At 73.4% G+C, this 17,402-nt stretch carries 21 protein-coding genes; 12 read left to right on the top strand and 9 right to left on the bottom strand.

Annotated features, from left to right (window positions below):
* Positions 1–142 precede the first annotated feature (142 nt).
* Positions 143–1,366, top strand: coding sequence for a S8 family peptidase (locus ACTFAP_RS15570; RefSeq protein ID WP_500466619.1), 1,224 nt, complete (start codon positions 143–145; stop codon positions 1,364–1,366).
* Here the strand turns inward: ACTFAP_RS15570 and ACTFAP_RS15565 are convergent.
* Positions 1,308–1,574: a hypothetical protein gene (locus tag ACTFAP_RS15565; protein WP_500466618.1), complete on the bottom strand. Its 267-nt coding sequence runs from the start codon at positions 1,572–1,574 to the stop codon at positions 1,308–1,310. The two genes, ACTFAP_RS15570 and ACTFAP_RS15565, sit on opposite strands and share 59 nt — an antisense overlap.
* A 35-nt stretch (positions 1,575–1,609) precedes the next feature.
* On the opposite strand from ACTFAP_RS15565, the gene ACTFAP_RS15560 reads away from it, so the two are divergent.
* Positions 1,610–2,335: a PIG-L deacetylase family protein gene (locus ACTFAP_RS15560; protein WP_500466617.1), complete on the top strand. Its 726-nt coding sequence runs from the start codon at positions 1,610–1,612 to the stop codon at positions 2,333–2,335.
* A gap of 98 nt (positions 2,336–2,433) precedes the next feature.
* Here the strand turns inward: ACTFAP_RS15560 and ACTFAP_RS15555 are convergent, their stop codons facing one another.
* On the bottom strand, positions 2,434–2,934 hold the full coding sequence (locus tag ACTFAP_RS15555; RefSeq protein WP_500466616.1) for a GNAT family N-acetyltransferase: 501 nt from the start codon (positions 2,932–2,934) through the stop codon (positions 2,434–2,436).
* Between the two features lie 36 nt (positions 2,935–2,970).
* Between ACTFAP_RS15555 and ACTFAP_RS15550 the strand changes: the two genes are divergently transcribed.
* Entirely contained in the window at positions 2,971–3,660 is a 690-nt protein-coding gene (locus ACTFAP_RS15550) for a maleylpyruvate isomerase family mycothiol-dependent enzyme (protein WP_500466615.1), read from the top strand.
* A 16-nt stretch (positions 3,661–3,676) separates the two neighbouring features.
* Here ACTFAP_RS15550 and ACTFAP_RS15545 read toward each other — a convergent pair whose 3' ends face one another.
* Positions 3,677–5,623: a serine/threonine protein kinase gene (locus ACTFAP_RS15545; RefSeq protein ID WP_500466614.1), complete on the bottom strand. Its 1,947-nt coding sequence runs from the start codon at positions 5,621–5,623 to the stop codon at positions 3,677–3,679.
* A 132-nt stretch (positions 5,624–5,755) separates the two neighbouring features.
* Between ACTFAP_RS15545 and ACTFAP_RS15540 the strand changes: the two genes are divergently transcribed.
* On the top strand, positions 5,756–6,394 hold the full coding sequence (locus ACTFAP_RS15540) for a TetR/AcrR family transcriptional regulator (protein ID WP_500466613.1): 639 nt from the start codon (positions 5,756–5,758) through the stop codon (positions 6,392–6,394).
* Positions 6,395–6,420: 26 nt separating this feature from the next.
* Entirely contained in the window at positions 6,421–6,861 is a 441-nt protein-coding gene (locus ACTFAP_RS15535; protein WP_500466612.1) for a hypothetical protein, read from the top strand.
* Here ACTFAP_RS15535 and ACTFAP_RS15530 read toward each other — a convergent pair.
* Both ACTFAP_RS15530 and ACTFAP_RS15525 read right to left on the bottom strand, forming a co-directional pair.
* Positions 6,782–7,705 (bottom strand): phosphotransferase, encoded by a 924-nt coding sequence (locus ACTFAP_RS15530; RefSeq protein WP_500469475.1) that lies wholly within the window; start codon positions 7,703–7,705, stop codon positions 6,782–6,784. The two genes, ACTFAP_RS15535 and ACTFAP_RS15530, sit on opposite strands and share 80 nt — an antisense overlap.
* Complete coding sequence (locus ACTFAP_RS15525) at positions 7,705–8,382, bottom strand: GntR family transcriptional regulator (protein ID WP_500466611.1); 678 nt, start codon at positions 8,380–8,382, stop codon at positions 7,705–7,707. The genes ACTFAP_RS15530 and ACTFAP_RS15525 overlap by 1 nt, the downstream gene beginning before the upstream one ends.
* A 147-nt stretch (positions 8,383–8,529) precedes the next feature.
* Here ACTFAP_RS15525 and ACTFAP_RS15520 point away from each other — a divergent pair, with 147 nt between their 5' ends.
* From ACTFAP_RS15520 to ACTFAP_RS15500, 5 genes are all read left to right on the top strand, one after another.
* A complete protein-coding gene (locus tag ACTFAP_RS15520) occupies positions 8,530–9,873 on the top strand; it encodes a malonyl-CoA decarboxylase domain-containing protein (protein ID WP_500466610.1) in 1,344 nt (447 codons plus the stop codon).
* 14 nt (positions 9,874–9,887) lie between these two features.
* A complete protein-coding gene (locus ACTFAP_RS15515; protein ID WP_495681166.1) occupies positions 9,888–11,423 on the top strand; it encodes an AMP-binding protein in 1,536 nt (511 codons plus the stop codon).
* A gap of 71 nt (positions 11,424–11,494) precedes the next feature.
* Complete coding sequence (gene madL, locus ACTFAP_RS15510) at positions 11,495–11,899, top strand: malonate transporter subunit MadL (RefSeq protein ID WP_390116039.1); 405 nt, start codon at positions 11,495–11,497, stop codon at positions 11,897–11,899.
* 1 nt (position 11,900) lies between these two features.
* The gene (madM, locus tag ACTFAP_RS15505) at positions 11,901–12,671 is read left to right on the top strand and encodes a malonate transporter subunit MadM (RefSeq protein WP_495681165.1); all 771 of its coding nucleotides are present in this window, start codon (positions 11,901–11,903) and stop codon (positions 12,669–12,671) included.
* Between the two features lie 67 nt (positions 12,672–12,738).
* On the top strand, positions 12,739–13,362 hold the full coding sequence (locus ACTFAP_RS15500; RefSeq protein WP_500466609.1) for a class I SAM-dependent methyltransferase: 624 nt from the start codon (positions 12,739–12,741) through the stop codon (positions 13,360–13,362).
* A 21-nt stretch (positions 13,363–13,383) separates the two neighbouring features.
* Here ACTFAP_RS15500 and ACTFAP_RS15495 read toward each other — a convergent pair whose 3' ends face one another.
* The 3 genes from ACTFAP_RS15495 to ACTFAP_RS15485 form a co-directional block, all read right to left on the bottom strand.
* Positions 13,384–13,614, bottom strand: coding sequence for a hypothetical protein (locus ACTFAP_RS15495; RefSeq protein WP_390116035.1), 231 nt, complete (start codon positions 13,612–13,614; stop codon positions 13,384–13,386).
* Between the two features lie 90 nt (positions 13,615–13,704).
* Positions 13,705–14,739, bottom strand: coding sequence for a trypsin-like serine peptidase (locus ACTFAP_RS15490; protein WP_500466608.1), 1,035 nt, complete (start codon positions 14,737–14,739; stop codon positions 13,705–13,707).
* Between the two features lie 135 nt (positions 14,740–14,874).
* Positions 14,875–15,285 carry a Rid family hydrolase gene (locus tag ACTFAP_RS15485; RefSeq protein WP_495681162.1) on the bottom strand — a complete coding sequence of 137 codons (411 nt, stop codon included), beginning with the start codon at positions 15,283–15,285 and terminating at the stop codon, positions 14,875–14,877.
* Between the two features lie 304 nt (positions 15,286–15,589).
* Between ACTFAP_RS15485 and ACTFAP_RS15480 the strand changes: the two genes are divergently transcribed.
* Entirely contained in the window at positions 15,590–15,784 is a 195-nt protein-coding gene (locus ACTFAP_RS15480; protein WP_390116032.1) for a hypothetical protein, read from the top strand.
* 54 nt (positions 15,785–15,838) lie between these two features.
* Here the strand turns inward: ACTFAP_RS15480 and ACTFAP_RS15475 are convergent, their stop codons facing one another.
* Positions 15,839–16,525, bottom strand: coding sequence for a metalloregulator ArsR/SmtB family transcription factor (locus tag ACTFAP_RS15475; RefSeq protein WP_495681161.1), 687 nt, complete (start codon positions 16,523–16,525; stop codon positions 15,839–15,841).
* 71 nt (positions 16,526–16,596) lie between these two features.
* Between ACTFAP_RS15475 and ACTFAP_RS15470 the strand changes: the two genes are divergently transcribed.
* The gene (locus ACTFAP_RS15470) at positions 16,597–17,364 is read left to right on the top strand and encodes a TSUP family transporter (RefSeq protein WP_495684953.1); all 768 of its coding nucleotides are present in this window, start codon (positions 16,597–16,599) and stop codon (positions 17,362–17,364) included.
* Positions 17,365–17,402: the final 38 nt, after the last annotated feature.

Here is a 17,402-nt window from a genome sequence, read left to right as displayed (position 1 = left end):
GCGGGCCCGTCCGCATCGGTCCCGGGACGGAGCCGACCCGGTCCGTTGGTGCTCCGTCCGGCCGTTCCCGTTCAAGAGAGGGGCGACTCGGGCCGAAGGGAAGGGAGTTCGATCGTCCGAGGCAGGAGAGGTGAGGGTCCGCATGCGGTGGAGTACGGGTCGGGTTCGGGGCAGGGGCCGTGGTGTGCGGTGGGCGTCGGCCGCGCTGCTGCTGCTCCTTCCGGTGGTGGGCGGCGGCACGAGCGCCGGGGCGCTGCCCCGACCGGGCGGGGACCCGGTCGCGGCACCGCCTCCGGTGGAGCGGGCCGGGCGCGCGGTGCCCGGTGAGTACATCGTGACGCTCGCCGCCGGCTTCTCACCCGATGAGGTGCTGCGGCAACTCGGCACGCAGGCGCGGTTCGTCTACGGGAAGGCGCTGAGCGGCTTCGCCGCCACGCTGAGCCCGGCACAGCTGCGGCTGGTGCGGACGCTGCCCGCGGTGGCCGCCGTCGAGGAGAACGGTCTGATCGACGTGACACCGGACGCCCCCGCCGAGGAGGCGCCGCCCGTCAGCTGGGGCCTGGACCGGATCGACCAGCGCGCGCTGCCGCTGGACGGCCGCTTCGTGACGGCCGGCACCGGGGAGGGCGTCACCGCGTACATCGTGGACACCGGCATCGAGACCGGGCACGAGGCGTTCGGCGGCCGGGCGACGGCCGGGTTCGACGCCGTCGGCGACGGCCGCGCGGGAGCGGACTGCCACGGCCACGGCACCCATGTCGCGGGCACGGTCGGCGGTGCGGAGTACGGGGTGGCGCCCGGCGTCTCGCTTGTCGCGGTCCGGGTGCTCGGCTGTGACGGGGACGGCGACACCGCCGCGTTCCTCGCCGGGCTCGACTGGGTGGCGGAGCACGCCCGGCAGCCGGCCGTGCTGAACGGGTCGCTCGGCGACGCCGCGTCCCAGGCCATCGACGACGCCGTCGACGCCGTCGCGGACGCCGGTGTGCTGCCCGTCGTCGCGGCGGGCAACGACGCGCGGGACGCCTGCGACGCCTCGCCCGCGCGGGCGGCGAAGGCGCTCACCGTCGGCGCCACCGACCGCGAGGACCAGCAGGCCGGGTTCAGCAACGACGGCCGGTGCCTGGACCTGTACGCGCCCGGCGTCGGCATCGTCTCCGCCTGGCTCGACGGCGGCGCCCGCACGCTGAGCGGCACCTCCATGGCCGCCCCGCACGTGTCCGGGGCCGCGGCGCTGGTGAAGGAGGAGCACCCGCGGGCGACCCCGAGCGAGGTCAGCGACCTGATCCTCGGCTCGGCCACCCCGGACGTCATCGCACCGATCGGCGCGGGTTCCCCGAATCTGCTGCTGTACGCCGGGGGCCTCTGACCGGGGCGGCGAGCCGCCCGCGTACCGGGGTGCGCACGGCGCCGTCGAGGAGGTCCAGTGCCTCGGCGGCGGCGAGCCGGCCGGCCATCGCGAAGCCGCGCCCGGAGGCGTTGACCGGGTGCGGCAGCATGTCCCGGACGGCCACGCGTACGTCACGGGCCGGCCGGGCGGGGAAGGTGCGCGCGGGGACCGGTCCGGGATCGTCCATGGCAGGACCGTAACCCGGCGAGGCAGGATGGGGCGATGGCGACTCTGGTGGCGTTCCACGCGCATCCTGATGACGAAGTCCTGCTGACCGGCGGCACCTTGGCGCGGGCCGCCGCCGAGGGGCACCGGGTGGTGATCGTGGCCGCGACCGACGGCCACATGGACGCCGTGCCCCCGGACGGCGCGCCCCGCCTCGCCGAACTCCGGGCCGCCGCTGGTGTGCTCGGCGCGCACCGGGTGGTCCATCTCGGGTACGCGGACAGCGGGCACGGCAAGGACCTGTACCCCGACCCGGCCGACCGGCCGCGCCTGGTACGGGCCGATACGGAGGAGGCAGCCGGGCGGCTCGCCGACGTGCTGCGGCAGGAGCGGGCCGATCTGCTGCTGGGCTATGACCGCAACGGCGGCTACGGGCACCGCGACCACGTGAAGGTGCACGAGATCGGGCGCCGGGCGTTCGCGTCCGGCGCCGTGCCACGGCTGCTGGAGGGCACCGTGCCGCGCGAGACGGCGGCCCGGCTGGCGCGGGCGCTGCGCGAGGACGCCACCCGCCTGGAGCGGATGTTCCTGCCGCGCGCGGAGATCACGCACGCCGTCAACGTCCGCCGCTACGCCGCCCTCAAGCAGCAGGCCCTGGCCGAGCACCGCTCACAGACCGGCGGCAAGCTGCCCGGCACGCTGCTCGGTCTGCCCGTCCCGCTCTTCCGGGCGCTGCTGGGGCGGGAGTGGTTCAGCGAGGTCGGGCGGCCACGGCGGCCCTGAGCGGCGGCCGAAGAGGTACGCGCCCCGGTCCGCCGCGTCCTGCTCCCGCCACGCGCCCGCCGGCCGTGGGGCCGTCCCGCCGTGACCGGTGGTACCCGTCACAGCGTGAACTCCCCCTGGACACCGGTCAGGCCGAGGCCGGCCATCAGGTGCCGCATCGCTGTGTTCTCCGGGGTCGTGGACAGATACAGCCGGTCGTGACCGTCCGCCCGGGCCCGGTCGATCAGCAGGCGGAGGACCGTTCCGCCCACTCCCGCGCCCCGGTGCGAGCGGCCGATCCACAGGCCGGCCTCCACCGTGCCCGGCCCCTCGCGCTCCCGGTTCCGGTTCCGGTCCGGGCGGGCGCACAGCCGCGCCGCGCCCGCCACCCGGCCGGCCATGGTGATCGCGTACGTCGACTCCACCGGGTCCGGCGGCAGCGAGCGCCACGCGTGGAACCGCTCGAACGCGGCCCGGCGCTCCACCGTCCAGCCGTCGCCGCCCACCGGGTCGGGGACCGGCGGCATCACCTCCGGCGGGTCCGCGTCCGCGACCGCCACGGCGAGCAGCGCGGCCAGCAGGGGCCGGTCGAGCGGGAGCAGGGCCACATCGGAACGCATCCCCGCATCCTGCCGTACAGGAGTAGGGTCCGGCGCATGGATCCCGCGTCGTACCTGAGCCATCTGCGCCGCGAACTCGACGCGTTCCGGGCCACGTTGGGCGCCGACCTGGGCGCGCCCGTCGAACACTGCGGCAGGTGGACACTGCGCGATCTGGCCGGGCACCTGGGCAGCGGCAATCTCTGGGCGGCCGCCGCCGTCACCGAGGGGCACGGGGACCATCACCCGCCCGCGCCGCGGGACCCCGGAGCGCTGCTGGAGTGGTACGACGGCGGGTGCGCGACGCTGCTGGCCGCCCTGGACGCCGATCCGGCGGCCCCGGCCTGGTCGTTCGCCCCGCCGCGCACGGTCGGTTTCTGGCAGCGGCGGCGGGCGCAGGAGACGCTGATCCACCGGTGGGACGCGGAGCACGCGCTCGGGGCGGCCAAGCCGCTCGACCCCGCGCTGGCGGCGGACGGTGTCGCGGAGGTCTTCGACACGATGGCGCCCCGGATGATCACCCGGGGTCTGGCGGCCGAGCCGCCGCACGCGCTGCGCGTGACGGCGACGGACACCGGGGCCTCGTGGACGTACGGGCCCGGCGAACCGGTGGCCACCCTGGCGGGGCCGGCCGGGGAGCTGCTTCTGCTGCTGTGGGGCCGCAGGGCCGAGGGCGAGAGCAGCCTGTCATGGTCCGGCGACCGCGCGGCGGGGCTGCTCGTCCTGGGCGCACGGCTGACGCCGTGAGCCGTGCGGCGGCGGCTCACAGCCACTGCCAGCACATCGTGTAGCCGAGGTCGGGGAAGTCGGAGTTCTGCCAGGTGGTCGAGCCGTCGTTGCCGCAGAACGCGATGTCGTTGTAGGTGCTGGTGCGGCCGGTGACGTAGACGTTCCCCTCCTCGCAGCCGGAGAAGGTGAAGGTCGCGGAGGTGTCCGGGCCGGACTTGATCATGCAGTTGTTCTGCTGGGCGACGCCCGCGTCGTCGGGGTAGTTCATGGCCAGGCAGAGTCGTACGCCCAGTTCCGGCCAGCCGTCCACCGAGAAGTAGCGGCTGTGGTGCCAGGTCCAGGAATCGCAGTCGCTGGAGGGGCTGTCCTCGCCGAAGCGGGCGACCACGGTGAAGTTGCCGGTCTCGCAGTCGGCCTCGCCCCAGTAACTGCCGTCGCTCTGCTCGCCGTACACGCAGTCGCCGGGCTGTGCGTGGTAGGCGGTGCCGTTGCCGTGGTGGTAGCTGAGGCACAGGGTGGTTTCCCAGTACGGGTAGTTGACGGACCAGTCGACGTCCTGGACGCCGTCGCAGTCGTCGTAGTCCGTGCTGTCGTGGTAGACGGCCACGGCCTCGAAGGTGCCGTCGCCGCAGCCGGCCGGTGCCAGGTCGAGGTCCTGCATGGTGCCGTGGTTGGTGAAGCAGTCGCCCTGCTCCGCGTCCCCGACGGGGTCGGGCTCCGGGTCGGGTTCCGGGTCGGGCTCGGGTTCTGGCTCCGGCTCCGGCTCCGGTTCCCACTCGGTGTCGGTGCCGGTGTCCGGCTCGTACTCCTCCTCGTCGGGGGTGTCGATGGCGGTCGGACTCGGTGTGGCGCCGCCGGCCGTGTCGTCCTTGCCGTCGTCGGGCAACCACACCACCAGGGCGAGGATCAGCAGCACGACCAGGCCCACGGCGGCCACCATCCCGCCGGCCGGGGTCTGCCGGTCGGGCGGCGGCGTCCGGGGCCCGGTGGGCGGGGCGATCACCGTCGGGGGCACCGCGTCCGCGGTGACCGTGGGCGCGTCCGCCGCCGGGACGAGTCCGCGCACCCGTGCCCGCTGCGCCTCGGTCATCCGGTGCACGGCGGGCGGCCAGGGACGGGCCGCTCCCGCCCCCGCCCCGGCCCCGGCCCCGGGCAGCGGGCCGATCAGCTCCAGGACGCGGGCCGGGGTGGGCCGTTCGGCCGGGGTCTTGGACAGGCACGGCTCGATGACGCGGCGCAGCCGGTCGGGGACCGCGCCCAGATCGGGCGTCGCGTACACCACGTTGAACATGGTCTGCGGGATGCCGGGGCCCTCGAAGGGGTTGGTGCCGGTGCACGCCATCAGCAGGATCGTGCCGAGCGAGAACATGTCGCTGGCCGGGGTCAGTTCCGCGCCCTGTGCCTGCTCGGGCGACATGAACCCGGGCGCCCCGATGACCGAGCCGGAGCGGGTGACGGCCGTCGTCATGGTCTGCAGCCGGGTGGTGCCGGCGCCCTCGGCGGCGCGCACGATCCCGAAGTCGATGACCTTCGGCCCGTCGTCGGCCAGCATCACATTGGACGGCGACAGGTCGCGGTGCACGAGGCGGGCGGCGTGGATGTCGCGCAGGGCGGCGGCGAGGCCGGCGGCCAGCCGCAGGACGGCGTCGGCCGGCAGCCGACCGGTCTCGTCCAGGACCCGGTGCAGCGAGGGGCCGTACACGAACTCGGAGGCCAGCCACGGCACATCCGCGTCGATCTCGGCGTCGACCACGGCCGCGGTGTGCGGGCTGCGGACCTTGCGCGACGCCGCGACCTCACGCTTGAAGCGTTTGCGGAACTCCGCGTCACCGGCGAGGTGTTCGTGCACGCGCTTGACGGCGACGAGGTTGCCGTGCGGCCCGGTGGCCAGCAGCACCCGGCCCATGCCGCCCTCGCCCAGCACGGCGAGCGGCCGGTAGCGGCCGATCCGGCGCGGATCGGCGCCCCCGAGATCCTCCATGGCCGTAGCCCTCCCCCCGGGCTCCCCCTTCTGGAACGCTGTTCTAGAACTACTTTCCAGTTGGTCCCCGGCGTGCGTCAATATCCTCAGGAGACGGGGCCGTTGAGGACAGTGAAGATATGGTGATGGCACGTGACGGAGCGGGTACGTACAGCCCCGGCCGGGCCGGCGAAGCAGCGGCGCGGACAGGACACCGTCGACCGGCTGCTGCGGGCCGCGTTCGAGGTGTACCGGGACGCCGGGCCCCAGGGGTTCACCCTGCCGGCGGTGATCGAGGCGTCCGGGGTGAGCGTCGGCAGCCTCTACCACCACTTCGGCAGCTTCGACGGGCTGGCGGCCACCCTGTTCATCCGGTGCAAGGACGACCTGCTGGCCGCCCTCACCGAGGCGGTACGCCCCGCCACCTCGGCCAAGGACGCCGTCACCGCGCTCGTCAGCGGCTATCTGCGCTGGTCGGCGGCGCACCGTACGGAGGCGCTCATCATCCACGCCTCCCCGTACGCCGGTTATCTGCGCGCCCACACCGAGCGGGTGGACGCCGGGCGGGCGCCCCGGGTCGCGGAGCTGCTGGAGTTCTTCGGGCCGCGGCTGGCCGCCGACGGGCTGCGCCCGCTGCCGCCCGCCCAGGCCGAGATGCTGATCATGGGGCCGGTGACCTTCGCCGTCACCCGGTGGCTGGCCGGTACGCAGGGGTTCGACCTGGAGGAGGCCGCCCGGACGCTCCCCGACCGGATCTGGCTCTCCCTCGGGACGGTGCCGGCGGCGCCCTGACCGGCGACGGCCGAGCGGACGGGGCAATGGCGAGGACCACGACGACGCGGTGGCGCCATCCCGTTGAAACGTGGCACCGGGGCCCCTGGGACGGGCGGGACGCGCGGCCTAGCGTCGGTGACGCCCCGTACGGGCCGCGGCCCGAAGTCGCCGCCCGTACCCCCGCGACCCCCGCCCCGAAGGACGTCACCGTGCACCTGCGGCCCCTGCGCATCGCCGCGCACATCGAGCTGGCCTCGCTCCTCATCCTGCTGGCCAACCTCGCCACCGTGCACCTGCGGCCCCTGTCCTCCCTGATGGGCCCCGTCCACGGCTGCGCCTACCTGTTCGTGATCCTGCTGGCCTGGCGCCTCCCGCACGCCACGCCCGCCGTCCGGGCGCTGTCGCTCATTCCGGGAGTGGGTGGACTGCTGGCGCTGCGCCGCGCAGCCGCTCGATCACCGCTCGGCCGGCCGGCCCCCAGGTAGGCTGCCCGCCCGGCCGGCCCAACTCTCCCGCCCGCCCGATGCCGATGAGGGAGAGCGCCTTGGTCAGCGCCAGACCCCTGGCACGGCGCACGACCGCCTCGTCGGCGGCGCCGTACGCGGCCAGGAAGGGTAGGTCCGCCCCGGCCGGCAACAGCAGCCACGCGGCGGCGAGATCGATGGCCGGGTCGCCGCCGCACAGTTCACCGAAGTCGACGACCCCGGCCAGCGTGCCGCCGTTGACCACGACGTTGGCGGGATGCAGATCCCCGTGCAGCCACACCGGCGTCCCGGACCAGTCGGGCGCGGCCACGGCGTCCTCCCACACGGCGCGGAGCGCGGGATCACGCTGGACGGCCAGGACCGCCGGGTCGTCCTCCATGCCGGGCAGCACCTCGAGGGTCCGCAGCGGAGCGGCCTGGTAGGCGTGCCCGGGCACACCGGCGGGCGCGGGCCGGTGGAGCGCCCGCAGGAAGCGGGCGAGTTCGGCGGCGGCGTGCGGCCCGTCGGTGATCGGGGCACGGTCCGCGGGTTCCCCGGGCACCCAGGCGACGACGGACCAGTGCCAGGGGAAGTGCGCGGACGGCGCCCCGGCGCGTATCGGGAGGGGAACCGGCAGTGGCAGGCCCGGCACCACTTCGGGGGCCCAGCGCTGTTCCTTGAGCGCCTCGGGGGCGGCGGATTCCCGGCGCGGCAGCCGGACCGCGAGATCCTCCCCCAGCCGCCACAGCTGGTTCGACCAGCCGGTCGCCGCGAGCCGCAGCTCCCGCCCGGCGAGATCCGGGTGCTGCTCCCGCAGCAGGGCCCTGACCAGCGCCTCGTCGATGTCGTGGTGGGAGTCGATCATCACGGGACCTTCCTTACGTCCTGGGTGAGGCTGCGCCAGGTCCGCACCAGCTGGCTGAACTCCCGCACCTGGACCAGCACATGCTCGCGGGCGGCGGCCTCGGCGGCCTCGGCGTCGCCGCACGTGATGGCCTGCGCGATCGTGCGGTGCTCGGCGAGGGAGCGGCGCATGCGGTCCGGAACCCGCAGTTGCAGCCGCCGGTACGGTTGCAGGACGCGCTTGAGCGCGTGGACCTGCTGGCGCAGATATTCGTTGCCGCAGGAGTCGTACACGATGCCGTGGAAGTCGGCGTTGGCGTAGTAGTAGCGGTCGGCGTCACCGGCCAGTGCGTGCTTCTCGCACTCCCGCAGGGCCCGCCCCAGATCATCCAGTGGCTCGCGTTCGATGCGGCGGGCGCTCAGTCTGGCGGCCATGCCCTCCAGCTCGGCCATGACCTCGAACCGCTCGGCCAGCTCGGGGACGCTCAACTCGGTCACGTACGTGCCCTGCTTGGCCCGGATCTGCACCAACCCCGAGCGTTCCAGGGCCTGGAGCGCTTCGCGCACCGGGGTGCGAGAACAGCCGAACTCCCGCTCCAGCTGGGCGGGGTCCAGTCGCTGGCCGGGGCGGTAGCGGCCTTCGACCACAGCTTTCTCCAGGGCGTCCCGTACCCGCCGGGCCTCCGGGATTCGAGCCATGCGCACCTCCGGGCTCAGGCTATCCGGTCAATCGGTGTGTTCCAGGGGGTAGCGCACCGCACGTAGGTGACCTACGGTGCGGCTGTTATATACATCACGACCGGTGATGCATACACATGCGTACACCGGCTCTCGGGAGGAGCGGACGTGGAACACCATGACGGCCGGCCCCCCAGCGACCCCTTCCCCGCCTCCGGCCCCGGACCGCAGGACCCGCTGGAAAGACTGCTCGCGGACTGCGAAGTGCTGATGAGCGGCGTGGGCGAGGCGTCCCTGCGCACGGTCGCGGCCCGCGCCCTCACCGCCTACGGCGCACTCGACGACGACGGCAGGCTGGCGTTCTTCACCCACGTCACGACGGCGTACGGCGTCGACGCCGACCGGGTCCGCGCGGCCTTCCACCAGTGGGAAGCCGCCAGGGACGGCGGCCTCGGCGGCGACACCGAACTCGTCCGGCTCTTCGACGCGGTCGAACCCGCCAGGCAGCAGCTGCTGCGCCGCCTCCACCACGCGCCGGACGCCACCCTGGCCCTGGTCGGCATGCGCGAGGACCTGCTCCGGCTCGCCCTCCACCACCCGCGGCTGCGGCCCCTCGACCATGACTTCCACCACCTGCTGACCTCCTGGTTCAACCGCGGATTCCTGCGCATGGCGCGGGTGACCTGGCAGGACGCGCCGCCGGAGCTGCGCGGTCAGCTGCTGCGCGGCGAGCGGGTCCACCCGATGGCGGACGAGAACGCACTGCGCCGCCGGCTGGAGCCCGCCGACCGCCACCTGTACGCCTTCTTCCACCCGGCCACCGGGGACGTGCCGCTGATCTTCGTGGAGGTGGCGCTGGTACGCGGCCTGCCCGACCGCATCGGCCCGCTGCTGGAACCCGGCCCGGAGCTGGACCCGGCGCAGGCGGACACCGCCGCGCTGTACTCGATCAACAACGCGCTGGACGGGCTGGCCGGGGTCTCCTTCGGCAGCTTCCTCATCAAGCAGGTCATCGAGGACGTGAGCGAACGGCTGCCGCATCTGCGGCGCTTCGCCACCCTCTCCCCGCTCCCCGGCTTCCGCCGCTGGCTCACCGGCCGGGCCGGGCACGACCCGCGGCTGCGTGCCCTCCAGGAAGAGCTGGACGCCCTGGCCGGGCCCCAGCGGATGTCCGCTCTCCCGGCGGCGGAGACCGAGCGGATACGTTCCCGGCTCCTCCCGGCCCTGGCCCACTATATCGTGCTGGGCACCCGGGAGAGCGACGGGCGACCGCTCGACCCGGTCGCCCGCTTCCACCTCGGCAACGGGGCCGCCGCCTGGCAGCTCAACTGGCCGGCCGACACCTCGCCCATGGCCTGGCGGCAGTCGTACGGCGCGATGATCAACTACCGCTACGAACCGGAGCACCTGGAGCGCCGGCACGAGGACTTCGTACGCCACCGCACCGTCGCTCTCGGCGGGCCGATGCGGGACGCCCACACCGCAGCCGCACGGGACACGAGCGGAACGTGAAAGGAACAGCCCCGATGGCACCACCCCTGCTGAGGCCCATCCACCAGTCCTTCGCCGAACAGGTGGAACGGCGGCCGGACAAGGCACTCTTCGAGCTGCCCGACGGGCGGAGCGTCAGCTACGGCGAAACGGAGGGGACCGTGCGCCGGATCGCCGCCCGGCTCCTGGCGGACGGGGTCACCCCGGGCGACCGGGTGGCCACGCAGGTGGAGAAGTCCCCGGAGGCCATCGCGCTCTACCTGGCCACGCTGCGCGTCGGCGGTGTCTTCCTGCCGCTCAACACCGCGTACACCGGCGCCGAGATGGAGTACTTCATCCAGGACGCCGGGCCCCGCGTCCTGGTCTGTGCCCCGGAGCAGCGGGCCGGCCACGCGCACCGGGCCGGCCCGGAACTCGTCCTGGAGACCCTGGGCACGGCGGGGGACGGAACCCTGCTGGACGGCGGAGCGGACGCCCCGGAGCCGGAGCCCTTCACGGCCTCGGCCGACGACCCGGCGGCCATCCTCTACACCTCGGGCACCACCGGACGCTCCAAGGGCGCCGTGCTCTCGCACGGCAATCTGGCCTCCAACTGCCGAGCGCTGCTCGACACGTGGCAGTTCACGCACGAGGACCGGCTGATCCACGCCCTGCCGATCTTCCACATCCACGGGCTCTTCGTCGCCGCGAACATGACCCTCACGGCCGGGGCCTCCATGTACTACCTGCCGAAGTTCGACGCGGAGAGGATCATCGATCTGCTGCCCCGGGCCACCGTGCTCATGGGCGTGCCCACCTTCTACACCCGGCTGCTGCGGAACGACCGGCTCACCGCCGCGTCCTGCTCCTCGGTACGGCTGTTCGTCTCGGGTTCGGCGCCGCTGCTCGCGAGCGACCACGAGGCGTTCCGGGCGCGTACCGGGCACACCATCCTGGAGCGCTACGGGATGACGGAAACCGGCATGAACACCACCAACCCGTACGCGGGCGGGCCACGCAAGCCCGGCACCGTCGGCAAGCCGCTGCCCGGCACCGAGATCCGGGTGGTGGACGCCGCGACCGGCCGGGTGCTGCCGGACGGCGAGGTCGGCAGCATCGAGGTACGCGGCCCGAACGTCTTCACCGGCTACTGGCGGCTGCCCGAGAAGACCGCCGCCGAGTTCCGCGCGGACGGCTACTTCATCACCGGGGACCTGGGCCGCGTCGACGAGGACGGCTATCTGTGCATCGTCGGCCGGGGCAAGGACCTGGTGATCTCCGGGGGTTACAACATCTACCCGAAGGAGATCGAAGAACTGCTCGACGCGCACCCGGGGGTGCTGGAGTCCGCCGTGATCGGAGTCCCGCACCCGGACTTCGGCGAGACGGTGGTGGCCGTCGTCGTCCCCGCACCGGGCCGGGAGCCGGGGGAGCGGGAACTGCTGGACTTCATCGGCGGTGACCTCGCCCGGTTCAAGCATCCGCGGGCCGTCCGGCTCGTGGAGGCGCTGCCCCGCAATGTCATGGGCAAGGTGCAGAAGGCCGAACTGCGCAGGCGCTACGCGCGCCTGTTCACCGGCGACGACGCCTGACCCAGCCCTGCTCGCCCTGTTCCCCCCTCCTCACCCTTTCCTGCCCCCGGTCTCTCAGCGTGGAGAAGACAATGATCATTTATGGAGTCGCGGCACTGGCGGTGTGCATGCTCGCGGGCACACTCGCCGGTGAACTGATCGGCGCCGCCGTAGGGGTCGACGCCAACGTCGGCGGAGTCGGATTCGCCATGATCATGCTGGTGCTGGTCACCGGCTGGCTCCGGGCGAAGGGTCGCTTCCCCCAAGCCACCGAGCAGGGCGTGCTCTTCTGGAGCGCGATGTACATACCCATCGTCATCGCCATGGCCTCCACCCAGAACGTGGTGAAGGCGGTCAGCGGAGGCCCGATGGCCATCCTGGCGGGTCTCGCCGCGATCGCGGCCGGCCTCGCGCTGGTGCCCGTACTGGCACGGATCGGCGAACCGGGCGAGCCACTGCCCCCGCCGGCGGCCTCCGAAGAGCGGCAGGGGGCCTGAGATGGAACTGGACCGGTTCGCCTCCGTCTTCGAGAACAACGGCCTGCTGGTGGCCTTCGCTCTGGTCGGGGCGCTCATGCTGCTCTCCGGATGGCTGTCCAAAGCGCTCACCCGGGGACGTCTCCAGGGCTCGGCCATCGCCATCCTCCTCGGCCTGGCACTGGCCTACTGGGGAGGCTCGGTGACCGGCGGCGATTCCGGCCTGGCCGGCTTCGCCGCCCTGTCCGGCCTGAGCGTGATGGGCGGGGCGATGCTGCGGGACTTCGCGATCGTCTCCACCGCGTACGGCGTGGACCTCGGAACCATCAAGCGGGCCGGGGCGGCCGGAGCGCTGTCGATCCTGCTGGGCGTGCTGCTCTCGTTCGCGGCCGGGGCCCTGATCGCCGCCGCGTTCGGCTACACGGACGCCAAGTCGATGGCCACCATCGGCGGTGGCGCGGCCACCTACATCGTGGGCCCGGTGACCGGCACGGCGGTGGGCGCCGAATCGGACGTCATCGCCCTGTCCGTGGCCGCCGGACTGGTCAAGTCCGTGGTGGTCATGGTGGGTACCCCGCTGGTGGCCCCGGCGATCGGCCTGAACAACCCGAAGTCGGCCATGGCGTACGGCGGGCTCATGGGCACCACCTCGGGCGTCGCGGGCGGCCTGGCGGCCACCGACAAGCGACTGGTGCCGTACGGGGCCATGACGGCCACCTTCTACACCGGCGTGGGCTGCCTGCTCGGCCCGTCGCTGCTGTACTTCGTGCTGCGGGCGATCGTGGGCGGGTGAGTCGCCGGCCCCTCCGGGCGCGATATCCGTTCGCTGGGCCGGGCCGTCACGGGTTAGCGTCGCGCGCGTGGACGCCATCGACCCCAAAGACCTGGTCCGGCGCGGGTACGACGCCGTCTCCGCGCGGTACGACGAGGCGTACGGCTCCGGGACGAAGTACGCCGCGCTTCTGGGCGAGTTGTGCCGACGCGTACCGGCCGGCGGGCGGATCCTGGACGTGGGCTGCGGCAGCGGCGTGCCGGTGGCCCGGGTGCTGACCGCCGCCGGATACCGGGTCACCGGGATCGACATCAGCGCGACCCAGATCCGCCGGGCCCGGGAGCACGTGCCGGGGGCCGAGTTCGTGGTGGGCGACGCCACCACCGCGTCCTTCGCACCCGCGTCCTTCGACGCCGTGGTCTCCCTCTACGCCCTCATCCACATCCCGCTGCCCGAACAGCCGCCGCTGCTGCGGAACATCGCCGGATGGCTGCGCCCCGGCGGCTGCTTCGTGGCGACCACCGGACACGGCGCGTGGACGGGGACCCAGGAGAACTGGCTCGGCGGCGGCGCCCCGATGTGGTGGAGCCACGCGGACGCCGCCACCAACCGGGAATGGATCACCGGGGCCGGTCTGGCCGTCGAGCGGGAGGAGTTCGTCCCGGAGGGCGACAGCGGGCACGCCCTGTTCTGGGCGCGCCGTCCGTCCTGAAGCGGGGTCGGGCGGCCGGCGTCAGTCGGGGTTCGGCATGGGGGCGGGCTCGGCGTCCCGTATCCGTTCGGGGGTCCAGTAGTCGAGCACGTCCTGCGGATCCTCGTCCGTGGTGTGCGTGATGACGCCGGAGTCCTCGGCCTCCCCGGAGTCCGAGGCCAGCGCCATCGCCATGCCCGCCAGCGCGCCAACGACGAGCACGCCGGTCAGGATGCCGACGGCGGCGAGCGCGCGCCGGGTGGAACGTCCCATGTCCGTCCTCCTCGGGCGGCTCCGCGACCGTCTGCCGTGCCGTGCCCTGCCCGCCCGGTTCAGCGTAACCGGGCGGGCAGGAGGCGGCCACTAGGTGTAGCTGCCCTGGGCGTCGAACATCTCCTTGACGCTGTCACCGAAGTACGGGCTCCGGTTCGCGCCCGCCGAGTCGACGGTGCTGGTCACCCCGTTGACCTGGCCGAGTCCCGTGCTGTCGTTGTACACGCGCAGCCAGGGGCCGCCGCTGGAACCGCCGCCGAAGTTGCAGTCCAGCCGGAGCCTGCCGCCGGAGTCGACGGTCGTCCCCTGGCACCACCACTGCACCTGGCCGCTCGCGTGGTTCCCCGGGTAGCCCCAGATGGTGACGGCCTGGCTGCGGCTGTAGTTCCAGCTGAGGCCGTGTCCGCCGGTGACGTTGACCAGCTTGTTGCCGTTGAGCGGCCACGTGGTCACCATGGCCACGTCCCACTCGAAGTTGCTGTTGTTGATCCAGCCGTTGAATGACCGGAACTGCTTGGCCGCGAACGTCCCGAAGGGGCGGGCGCCCTCGCGGTAGCGCGGGACGTACGTCCAGTTGGTCATCCACGCGCCGGCGTTCCCGTTGCTGCCGCCCACGTTGACGCAGTGTCCGGCGGTGACCAGCATCTGCTTGGAGTCGCTGTTGAGGGCACCGGCCGAGCACCAGTAGTCCCCGCCGTTGTTGGGGTTGGTGTAGAAGACCCGGCCCACGACCGGGGTTTCGGTGAGGGCGGCCGAGACGTCGCCGCCCTCCTGCCGGAGCGGCGGCGCCGGCTCGGTCGAGCCGGGCTCACCCCCCGAGTCCCCCGGCGCCTGCGCCGCCGGGGTGGCCTCACCAGTCTCCGCGGCATCCGCGGCGCCCGGCACGAGGTTGTCGGCGGGCAGGGCCCGGGCCATCCGCTCCGGGGTCCAGTACTCCTCCAGCGCGGCGGCGGGGTCGGTGTCCGCCAGGGCGGCGAGAGCGGCGCCCCCGCCCGAGAGCTGGGCGTCGGCCGTACGGGTACCGGCCGGGTCGGTCCGGTCCTCGGCGGAGGCGTTCCCGGCGAGTCCGGAGAGCAGCAGGGTGGCGGCCAGCAGCGGCAGGCACGCGCGTCTTAAGCGATTCACTGAGCAACCTTCCGGTGGGAGTTGCGTGAAGCGACGAAAGATTGTGCGCCCCCCGGGTGTGCGCTGCCTAGCCCCGTACGACCGGATCGCGCCGTGCGCGGCAGGGGTGCCGGTCCGTCCTGTGGTGTTCCGCGCTCAGGAGTCGAGCACGGCGGCGACCGCCTCGATCTCGACGAGCTGGTCGTCGTAGCCCAGCACCGTGACCCCCAGCAGCGTGCTGGGCACGTCGTGGTCGCCGAAGGCGTCCCGGACCACTTCCCAGGCGGCGACGAGGTCCGCCTGCCGGGACGAGGCGACGAGCACCCTGGTGCTGATGACGTCCTCCAGCGAGGCACCCGCGGCGGCCAGCGCGATCCGCAGGTTCTCCACGCACACGGCCGCCTGCCCGGCGTGGTCACCGATCGCCGCGGTGGAGCCGTCCTTGTTCAGCGGGCAGGAACCGGCCGGGAAGATCAGCCGGGCCTCGGCCGGAGCGGTGGCAGCGTACGCGTACTCGGCGGCGTCCGAGAGCTCGGCGGAACGGATCAGCGTGACGGCGCGGGGCATGGGCGTGTCCTTCGGCGACGGTGACGTGGGCCCTCATCGTCGTCGGAGCGCGCCTGCGCTGTCACCCCGGTTTTCGCCGACCACCGACCCCGACCGCGCCCGGAGCGCGGGCGTCACCGAGCCGTCCGGGCCGGTCGCTCCCGGTGGGTCTGTCGCGCGGGGTCGAAGAATGTCATGCTCGTAGCCATCGCAGTCGCCTTCTTCGTCTCCGTCTCATTCGCGCCGTCGCTCATCACCGCATCAGCACCTGGCACATCGAGGCGGTCAGGGAGCGGTCGGGGCCCCGTCGTAGGGGGTGAGCACCGTGACCGAGCCACTGCCGGACCTGCGCCGGTTACAGCCGCATCAGCTCATGGGCATCCGCTGTGTGCTGTGCAATCGCTATCTGGGGGCCATGGCCCGCCGGCTGGGGCCGCCGCTGCTCGACCGGTGGGGGTACCGGTACCAGCTGTACGCCTGCCGGCCGCACTGTCCGCTGCGGCGCTTCCCGGAGGCGTAGGGGCACGGCCGGCCGCGTACGGCGCCACCGCCGCCGACCTCACCGTTCACCGGCTCACAGCGTCAGGGACAGATGCGCCGACAGGGCGTCCCGGCCGGCGTCCGTCACGCTCACCGCGCGGGTGGACTTGTCACGGGTCAGCCAGGCCGACTCGAACGCGTGGCGGCACAGCGCCGCCCCGACCACGCCCGCCAGGTGCGGGCGGCGTTCGGTCCAGTCGAGGCAGGAGCGGACCAGCGGGCGGCGCGTGCGGACGACGGGGAGCATGATCCCCACCTCCGCGAGCCACACCGCCCCGTCGCCCGTGAGCCGGACGCCCTGCTGCCAGTCCAGCAGCCCGCGCTCGGTCATCGCGTCCGTGATGGCCACCCCCACCTCACCCGCGAGGTGGTCGTAACAGGTGCGGGCCCGGGCCAGGGCCTCGTGCCGGCGGACGCCCGCCAGGGAGCGGACGGGGGCGGCGCGGTTGGGGGCGAGGGCGGCGAGGGTCTCGACGAGGTCGGCGACCTGGGGGTCGGCGAGCCGTACGTAGCGGTGCCGGCCCTGGCGTTCCTCGGTGAGCAGATTGCCGCGCACCAGCAGGTTGAGGTGTTCGGTGGCCGTGGAGGCCGCCACTCCGGCGTGCCGGGCCACCTCGGTGGCCGTCCAGGCCCGGCGGTCGAGCAGGGCCCAGCAGATCCGGGCGCGGGTGCCGTCGGCCAGCAGCCGGGCGACGGCGGCGAGGTCAGGAGCGGTGTCCATCTGTCCAGTGTCGCCCCACTACCCTTCGGTCCTCGCCGAAATGTTCAGGTTTTATGATCGCGAACATGCACATGTCCTTGGGAGAGATGATCGCCGTGTTCAGCGCCGGCCTCGGTGCCGGTGCCATCAACGCCGTGGTCGGCTCCGGGACGCTGCTCACCTTCCCCGTACTGCTGGCGGTCGGACTGCCGCCCGTGACCGCCACCGTGTCCAACGCCATGGGCCTGATCCCCGGCGCCATCAGCGGCGCCATCGGCTACCGGCGGGAGCTGCGGGGGCAGCGCCCGCGCGTCCTCAAGTTCGGGGCCGGGGCCCTCGTCGGCGGTCTCACCGGCGCCGCGCTGCTGCTGGCGCTGCCGGCCTCCGCCTTCGAACGGATCGTGCCGGTCCTGGTCGGGCTCGCCCTGATCCTCGTGGTGTTCCAGCCCCGGATCAGCCGGAAACTGCGCGAGCGCCGCGAACGCAACGGCTCCACCGCCCGCCCCGACGGCGGGCCGGTCCTGTCCGTCGGGCTCGCGCTCGCCAGCGTCTACGGCGGCTACTTCGCGGCCGGCCAGGGCATCATCTACATGTCCCTGATGGGCATGACGCTCGACGAGAGCATGCAGCGGCTCAACGCCGTGAAGAACGTCCTCGCCGCCATCGTCAACAGCGTCGCCGCGCTCTTCTTCCTCTTCCTCGCCGACTTCCACTGGACCACCGTCGCGCTGCTCGCCGTCAGCTCCGCGATCGGCGGCCAGCTCGGCGCGAAGGTCGGGCGGCGGCTCAGCCAGACCGTGCTGCGGACGCTCATCGTCGTGGTCGGATCCGTCGCGATCGTTCAGCTGGTCCTGCGCTGACCCAGCACGACGGGGCCGGTACGTCCGTACCGGCCCCG

It is taken from the genome of Streptomyces sp. PH9007, assembly GCF_059813725.1.
The sequence above is the reverse complement of the archived record's forward strand: the minus strand, read 5'-3'. Positions and strand labels throughout refer to the sequence as shown.